Source organism: Microcoleus sp. MON2_D5, from assembly GCF_036701905.1.
In the GTDB taxonomy this organism is placed as follows: Bacteria; Cyanobacteriota; Cyanobacteriia; order Cyanobacteriales; family Microcoleaceae; genus Microcoleus.
This window is the reverse complement of record NZ_JAUBRM010000159.1, coordinates 1-7,738: the sequence shown is the minus strand read 5'-3', so window position 1 is coordinate 7,738 and position 7,738 is coordinate 1. Positions and strand designations below refer to the sequence as shown.

General features: G+C 45.7%; 9 protein-coding genes and 1 tRNA gene. 4 read left to right on the top strand and 6 right to left on the bottom strand.

The genetic code is table 11. The annotated features are described in order from the left end of the window. Positions 1 to 538, bottom strand: a 538-nt coding sequence (locus QUA47_RS29515) for a GTPase (protein ID WP_333433421.1), incomplete at its 3' end; no start/stop codon positions are given. Between the two features lie 170 nt (positions 539 to 708). Beyond that, entirely contained in the window at positions 709 to 1,047 is a 339-nt protein-coding gene (locus QUA47_RS29510) for a hypothetical protein (RefSeq protein WP_333433420.1), read from the bottom strand. A gap of 326 nt (positions 1,048 to 1,373) precedes the next feature. On the opposite strand from QUA47_RS29510, the gene QUA47_RS29505 reads away from it, so the two are divergent. After that, positions 1,374 to 1,865, top strand: a complete 492-nt coding sequence (locus tag QUA47_RS29505; RefSeq protein ID WP_333433419.1) for a helix-turn-helix domain-containing protein — start codon at positions 1,374 to 1,376, stop codon at positions 1,863 to 1,865. A gap of 113 nt (positions 1,866 to 1,978) precedes the next feature. Here the strand turns inward: QUA47_RS29505 and QUA47_RS29500 are convergent. Continuing rightward, positions 1,979 to 2,051: transfer RNA gene (locus QUA47_RS29500), tRNA-Glu, on the bottom strand. A gap of 87 nt (positions 2,052 to 2,138) precedes the next feature. Beyond that, the gene (locus QUA47_RS29495) at positions 2,139 to 3,185 is read right to left on the bottom strand and encodes a M42 family peptidase (RefSeq protein WP_333433418.1); all 1,047 of its coding nucleotides are present in this window, start codon (positions 3,183 to 3,185) and stop codon (positions 2,139 to 2,141) included. Positions 3,186 to 3,361: 176 nt separating this feature from the next. On the opposite strand from QUA47_RS29495, the gene QUA47_RS29490 reads away from it, so the two are divergent. Both QUA47_RS29490 and QUA47_RS29485 read left to right on the top strand, forming a co-directional pair. Further along, positions 3,362 to 3,778: a hypothetical protein gene (locus QUA47_RS29490; RefSeq protein WP_333433417.1), complete on the top strand. Its 417-nt coding sequence runs from the start codon at positions 3,362 to 3,364 to the stop codon at positions 3,776 to 3,778. A 17-nt stretch (positions 3,779 to 3,795) separates the two neighbouring features. Further along, positions 3,796 to 5,514, top strand: coding sequence for an ATP-binding protein (locus QUA47_RS29485; protein WP_333433416.1), 1,719 nt, complete (start codon positions 3,796 to 3,798; stop codon positions 5,512 to 5,514). Between the two features lie 145 nt (positions 5,515 to 5,659). Here the strand turns inward: QUA47_RS29485 and QUA47_RS29480 are convergent, their stop codons facing one another. Further along, entirely contained in the window at positions 5,660 to 5,956 is a 297-nt protein-coding gene (locus QUA47_RS29480; protein ID WP_333433415.1) for a hypothetical protein, read from the bottom strand. A gap of 284 nt (positions 5,957 to 6,240) precedes the next feature. Between QUA47_RS29480 and QUA47_RS29475 the strand changes: the two genes are divergently transcribed. Next, positions 6,241 to 7,002 carry an FkbM family methyltransferase gene (locus QUA47_RS29475; RefSeq protein WP_333433414.1) on the top strand — a complete coding sequence of 254 codons (762 nt, stop codon included), beginning with the start codon at positions 6,241 to 6,243 and terminating at the stop codon, positions 7,000 to 7,002. Between the two features lie 414 nt (positions 7,003 to 7,416). Here QUA47_RS29475 and QUA47_RS29470 read toward each other — a convergent pair whose 3' ends face one another. Then, complete coding sequence (locus QUA47_RS29470) at positions 7,417 to 7,569, bottom strand: hypothetical protein (RefSeq protein WP_333433413.1); 153 nt, start codon at positions 7,567 to 7,569, stop codon at positions 7,417 to 7,419. Positions 7,570 to 7,738: the final 169 nt, after the last annotated feature.

The following is a 7,738-nucleotide window of genomic DNA, read 5'->3' as shown; positions in this document are numbered from 1 at the left end:
TATCCTTTCTCTGCGCTGTGCTTATCTCAATGGTCAACTTTCCACTTGATATATGTGCAAAACTGAGATGCACCCATACTTTCCCTCGATCGAGATGTGGCTTAACCACATTTTTGTAAAAAACTTCATCTGAGGTAAATGCTCTATCATCACCCTTGAGCAGCCATAACACAACGTCTAATTCTGGTAATAGCTTCGCATAAAGCTGTGCGTATTCCTGATCTCGTTCCTGACTTTCTCCTACTCCAGGTACATCAATTAACTTAATACCTTTTGAATTACCCTGCCCTATTTTTAAGAGTATTTCCTGGGGATTTCGCGTGCAAGCTTCAATATCGCTAATAGCAGCTATATCTTGACCAAAAAGAGCATTACACAAACAGGATTTACCTACTCCTGTTTTACCAAAAATACCTATTTTTGGCTCATAGGATAATACTTGGGTGATTTTTTCAGTAATTCTTTGACGCTGTTCCTCAGTGATGAGTAATCCTGTCTGTGTAAGTGAATCAAAAAAATCCGAATAATCAAAATTCATTTTGTTGCATCCATAAATCAGAGTAACGATTAAGGTTTCCACGGAGAATGAGCAAACAAGTATATCATTAGTCTAAAATGTTTGACTATTCTCAAATAGATAGATCTCGTGCGTAAATCCTGTTCGTCTTTAGAAAGAGATGGTTTACGAAGCCTAATTCTACTTATCTCTTAACAGCCAAACTCTTCGTTAAGCCTGCGTCTCATTTCCCCAGAGATAGGTAAATTCCGAATTTCTCCGCACAGACGCGACTTTGATTCTCCGTTTTGAAGGCGCTGTGTGTAAATTCCAATTAGCAAGGCTTCAAGACCATACTTAGACAACATTTCTGTAGCTAAACCGATGATTCCAAGCAGTGCAATTCCGCCTAACATACCTGCTGGGCCACCTAACGCTGCTAAAGCTGCTGTAATTGCCGCCGCACCTGCTAAACCTGTAGTTCCCATTACAATTACCAGCATAATTGCGGGCAATCCCAATGCCGCAGCTTTTCTAACAAATTCATCCATTTTACGATACCTCACTCTTTTAATTAAAAAGTCCATTCATGCCCTGGATAGTCAAGGGCTGTTCTGACAGATGTCAAATCAGCCAGGTCTTTGAAAGGACTAGACTTAGATATTTCGGTAATTGAAGTCTTCGATGGCTTGGTAACTCTGCTCAGCAGAAAACTCTACGCCACAAGAAGTGAGCCTTGCCCGAATTTCCTGTGTAAAATTAATCACGCTCCTGCTTTCCCTGATACTAATCTAACTGCCTTTCACAAAGAAACTAATAAGCATTAGGAATCGTGTTAGACTTTGATTATAAAAAATCCAGAAACCTATCCCCTGCAATGGCATCCTCTAACGATCGCTTCCTCGAAGCTGCCGGCGACTGGGACTTAGAAACTCTTTACACAGACCTAGCATCCGCCAAGGGAAAGCGGCTCACGCCCACAGAGAAACAACATCTACGGGGTCTACTCTGCGGCTACAGTCCCGCCGAAATTGCTGAAAGGCTCAGTAAAAACCCCAAGGGAATTGCGGTAGATTTCTGTAATACTTTATACCAATATGTAAAAAATCTTGTAGGTAAAGCTGATGAAAAGGTAGAAAACTGGAGGAAGATTTGTGAATGGCTGGAGGACGCAGGATATAAAACTCAGCCGTCTCCCGAACCTGAATCAGGTGATTGTTTACCAATAAAATTCTTAATAAAAAAAGCAAATGTAGTTGTTGATAAAAATCAAATCATAGTTGATATAAACCTGCGAATCGTAGCTTCCTCACCTTCAGAAATTCCCATTATAGAAAACTTCGATATCAATGGCAATGGTGCAAACTAACGAAAAGGCGATCGCACGCATCAGCTTAATGTTAAACCGAATAGCAATAAGGGCGGGCAAAATGCCCACCCCATATACTAGATATCACTTTGATATCAGACTTAAATTTTCAATACCCCCAGGGGAATTCGAATCCCCGTCGCATCCGTGAAAGGGATGTGTCCTAGGCCTCTAGACGATGGGGGCGCGTCGTTGCGTTTGCTTGTGTTCCGCACCTTTATTACCTTAACTAATCTTTCCCAATCTGTCAACTACTTTGCGAAACTTTTTTTTCTACTCGTCCCAAAGCTCGTCACAGTAGGCTTTGAGGATGGCGGCGCAATTGCCGATCGCCCCGAGATGAGCAATTTCAAAGCCGTGGGTGTTCTGGGTGGGGAAAGCCAAACAAGCGGCGCGGGCTACGTGGCCGAACTTCATGGCGATCGAAGCATCGCTCCCAAAACCGCTAATTACCGCCAACTGCACCTCTACATCGGCTGCTGCAGCTGCTGCGCGCAATTGGGCGTTTAATCCTTCATCGTAGACTCCGTAGCCGTCCTGAACCAGCAAAACCGGGTTTTCGCTGTCACGAATCGGGTATTCCGGTGCTAGAGGGCAAATTTCCAAAGCGATCAGCGCGTCCAACGGCTGGCGCTGCGTGAAATACAAAGCTCCGATCGCCCCAACCTCCTCCTTCGCCGACGCTACCAAATAAACATTCACCGCAGGCTCTTTCAAACATTCCGCCAGAGCCAGCAAAATCGCCACTGAAGCCTTGTTGTCAAGAGTGTAGCTGGCGATCCAATCCTTTAACCGCAGCGGGCGCTTGCGGTGTTTTCCCACCACCATCCGCGTGCCCGGTCGAATTCCGGCCTCGGCTAATTCCTCGGCGGTACACTTAGTTTCGATCCAGGCATTTTCCCACTTTAAAGAAACATCTTCCTGCTGAGCTTTCTGAGGAGATTCGTGAGAAACATGGCGGGAACCGAAGCTGAGAATGCCGCTAATTGTTTGCTTGTCCCCGAGCAAATCCACCACGCCTTCGCCGTAAACCCAAGGAAATGCGCCGCCCAATCTGCGGACTTCCACCCGGCCCCTCTCGCCTATTGTTTTAACTAAGGCGCCAATTTCGTCTTTGTGGGCGGTAATGGCGATCGACTTTTCGGGATTGCGGCCCTTAATTAGGGCGATCGCATTGTCCGCGCGATCGAGCCAAGCATTCACTCCCAGGGCGGCGAATTTTTCCATCAACCGCTGGTTAATTTCCGACTCCGCACCGCTGGGTGAGTGCAGCATTACTAATTCTTCGATTGTTTGGAACAGGCGATCGAACTCTAACATTTTTGATCTTCGTTTTTAGGAGCGAATTTTGACATATATTAAAGCAGATTTACTCTCTATTTCCCCGGCGATACACTTAGTTTTAATTCAGGCATTTTCCCACTTGAAAGAAACATCTTCCTGCTGAGCTTTTTGAGGAGCCTAGGAATGAAGCAATTGGACGCAGCAAAGGGGGATTGAGTAACAAGATTCATGGGAGCGCGTGGATGCGTTGGGCAATCCGTTGGGGTTTCACCTCGCCCCCGGACAAGCTGGTGACGCGAGCAAGAGCCGACCAACTGCAGCCATTACTGCTGGCGGATACACTGCTCGCTAACAAGGGCTATGATCCTGATCAGCGCGTGATTGACCCTCTCAATGCCGAGGGGAAGACCACCGTGATTTCACCTCGCCGCCATTGCAAGACCCTGGAAACTTACGATGCTGAATTGTACAGAGCCCCTCATTTGATTGAGAACTTTTTCCCCAAGCTCAAGCACTATCAGGCTATCGCGGCGCGCTATTACCGTAGGGCGGTAAACTTTCCGGCGTGCGATGCTTCTGGCTGCTGCGGTCATCTGGTTGAATTGATGACACCCCCTAAATTAACTTGACAGTGCGGTAAACTAATATGCCTGACCTCTTGAGCACCTTCTTTTCTAATAATTTCATTCCTCACGGGCATTGTTACCTCTGGAAACCGGGGCTAGTCTGGCTGCACTTAACGTCAGATGCCTTGACTACCCTCGCTTATTTCTCGGTGGCTGTTGCCATTGTTTACTTTACGAATGAGCGTAAGGATCTGCCTGCCCACACGGTGATACTGCTGGTGGGTTTCTTTTTTATCTTTGCCTTATGTGGCATGACGCACCTGATGGGAATAGTGACACTTTGGCACCCCATTTATTGGGTTTCAGGACTGATCAAAGCTGTCACTGGTGCTTGGTCTTTGTATACCTTCACCTTTTTACTGATTCCCTTAATTCCAGTGGCACTCGATACGCCCAGTCCAGCTCAACTTGCCCTTACAAACCAGGAACTAGAAAATAGTCGCCGCCGTATCGAGGCGATTAATGTGGAGCTAGAGCAACGGGTGCAGGAACGCACTTCCCAACTCGAAGCGTCTAATCGCACCAAAGACGAATTATTGATGCGTGAACAAATAATTCGGGCAGAGGCAGAGGCAGCTAACCGTGCCAAGGATGAGTTTCTCTCGATTCTTTCTCATGAACTCAGAACTCCTCTCAACGCGATCTTAGGGTGGTCAACGATGTTACGGCAAAAAAACCTGAGTGAGGATAAGGTGGCGCGCGCTTTGGAGACGATCGAGCGAAACGCAAAGTCTCAAGCCCAGCTCATCGAAGACATCCTCGATGTTTCTCGCATCATCACAGGTAAACTGCGTCTCCGAGTCCGTCCTGTCAACCTCGTGCCGGTGATTGAATCGGCGATTGAGTCTGTACAATTGGCGGCTGAAACAAAGTCAATTCGCCTGCAAAGTGTACTCGATTCAGAAGCTGGTCCGCTCTTGGGTGATGCCGATAGGTTGCAGCAAGTTGTGTGGAATCTACTTTCTAACGCGGTCAAATTTACGCCTAAAGACGGGCGAGTCCAGATTCTTTTGCAGCGGGTTAATTCCCATGTTGAAATTACTGTCAGCGACACTGGAGCAGGCATCAGCTCGGACTTTCTACCATTTGTCTTCGATCGCTTCAGCCAGCACGACAGCACCACTACTCGCAGTTATGGGGGGTTGGGTTTAGGGTTAGCCATTGTGCGTCAATTAGTTGAATTACATGGCGGGACTGTAACGGTAGTGAGTCCAGGGATAGGACAGGGGACGACCTTTACAGTCAAACTGCCCGTGATGATTATCCATCTACCACCCAGCGCTCCAGAGCCATTAAACTCGCTCGTCGAGGCGAAGGGGAGATTTCAGGCCTCGCCGACCCTTGAAGGCTTACAAATCTTAGTGGTAGAGGACGAGGCTGACGCGCTAGAGTTGCTGAGCACGATTCTCGAAAAGTATGGTGCTGATGTCATGGCTGTGGCTTCGGTCAAGGAGGCCTTGACCATTATCGAAACCGCAACCGATCGCAGCCCCGATGTTTTAGTGAGCGATATTGGGATGCCGGATGAGGATGGCTACTCGCTGATCCGCAAGTTGCGTCAAGTTGAAGCGCAGCGGGGCGGTAGGCTACCCGCGATCGCGCTGACGGCTTATGCCCGGAATGACGATCGTCAGCAGTCACTATTAGCAGGTTTTCAGATGCATTTGACCAAACCCGTAGATGCTGCGGAGTTAGTGGCGGTGGTGGCCAGCCTCACCGGACGTACAAGCAGGTGCTAAAACCTAGGCGTTCAAGAACAAATGTTGCGTTTGAGAATAATGGGCTTCTTGTCAGCTTGGGGTGAAGGCTAGGGGTTGTGGCAAATCAAGCTTGTGAGTGTCGTCAGCAGGACAAACGTCTGTTAACTTGATTCAGGTAACAGGTTTACTGTATCCGGGATAGGAAGCACTGTGAGTGGTTATCGAGTAGAGCCTGCATGAGTGCTAGATTCTCTAGGATGCCAATTTCATCTTTGTGAGCGGTAATGGCGATCGACTTTTGGGGATTGCGGTCGGGAATTAGGGCGATCGCATTGTTCGCACGATCGACGAGCCAAGCATTCACTCCTGCGCCGGCGAATTTTTCCATCAAGCGCTGGTTAATTTCCGACTCCGCAGCCCTGGGAAAGTCGAGTATTACTAACTCTTCAATTGTTGGGAGCAGCCCATCGAACTCTAACATTTTTCAATTCCGTGTTTTGAAGCGCATTTTGACATATATTAAATTATATTTACTCTCAATTTACTCTTCTTATGAACAAAAAAATAACTTTCTGTAATGACATCTAGCGCCTTCTCAACAAACTCGTAATCATCCGGATTGGTTGACTATAAAAATCTCGCCTTCAGGTTTAATTCGCAGACTTCAACGGGATTTACAAGCCGTGCAAAACGTGAATTATTACCTAGAGGTTTTTCCCTCATCTAAGGTTATTTTAAAATTACAACAAATCTCAATCTCTCCCTATGCTTGTCCATAAACTTCAGCAACTCCTGCAGCGCCAAATTCGAGCCAAAAAGTTAGGGATTAAATTTAACAGAGTTGCTAGCTTTCAATTGCCCGAACAATTAATTTTGCAAGGAAAACTGCATCGAATAAACGTGCCTTCAGAGAAAGGCATGGACGGAGAATTTATAGAAGTGCTTTTAGACGACTGCTACGGAGTCGATAAATTATCTGAATCGCTGATGACAATTATTGATATTGGAGCCAATGTTGGCTTATTTCCGATTGCTGCGAGAAACAGGTTTCCCCAGGCCGTAATTCACGCCTACGAACCTAATCTCTACCTAGAAAATTACCTCAAACATCAATCTCAAATCGCAAATTTTACATATTTTATGGAAGCAGTAGGAGACCGAGATGGTAAAGTAGTCCTCGACATTCGGGAAGTTTCGGGAAAAACCCGATCGACAGTTAGCGAAAGCGGCGAAATACCAATGGTATCATTTCGCAGGGCGATCGAGCGAATTGGTGGTAGCGTCGATTTAGCCAAAGTAGACTGCGAAGGTGCAGAATGGCTGTTATTTGAAGATCGAGATACTTGGCAACTTGTGCAAAACCTTTCTTTAGAATATCACTTGTGGTCTGGTCACACTCACGCGGAAACCCGACAAATTATTGAAAACTTAGGATTTAGGGTGGGAAAGCAAATACCAATAGATAAATGGTACGGCTTGATTTTAGCATCCCGAACCTGCAACCCTCAAGGATATAGCAGATGTTGAAGAAGGAAGCTCGGCAACGGATTCGCTTTCTTCTGATGTAATGGATGTCAGAAAGAAGGTTAATTGTTCTGGAGTTGTGGTGAGAAGTCAAACTAATCAGAAAAGCCCGCTAATAACCGGGTACGAAAATTGTCGAAGTTAGCAAAATCCTAAGCTTTTGTGCATTTAAATATGGTTTCATTAAAAATGAATTTAGTCAATCACTAAAAAAATGCCAGCCAATCATTATCTCAACGAGACGAGCAAATATAAAAATTACAGAAAGCCTTAAAAGAGGAAAAAGGAGATATTAGATAAATAATTCTGATTTTATGATTGCTTAATGACGGAGAAACTCAAGCTAAAGTTGCTAAATTTTTAGGTAGCTCCGTAAATAATATCAAATCCGTTAGCATCGGAATAGTAAATTCGAGTTCACTGTTGACGGTTGACAGTTGACAGTGAACAGTCAACCGTCAACATCATTCCGGTGTAACCGGAAATGATATAAGGTGTCTCATTGGTGTATTCAGGGATATCCAGACCATCTAGAAACTCCAGCCAGATGCGATAATGAATGGAAGTCATAGAAAAGCCACAGATAAATAGATAAAAATTTTACAGAATTTTCCGTAGTTATGACCTATAGTAGCAACAATCAGTGAACCAAGTTCTTAAATGGTTAGGATTCATGTTGGTTGAGGGCAACTGCTACGATCCTATCAATCATTGCTGGGGCATTGGGAGCAAACCTTCG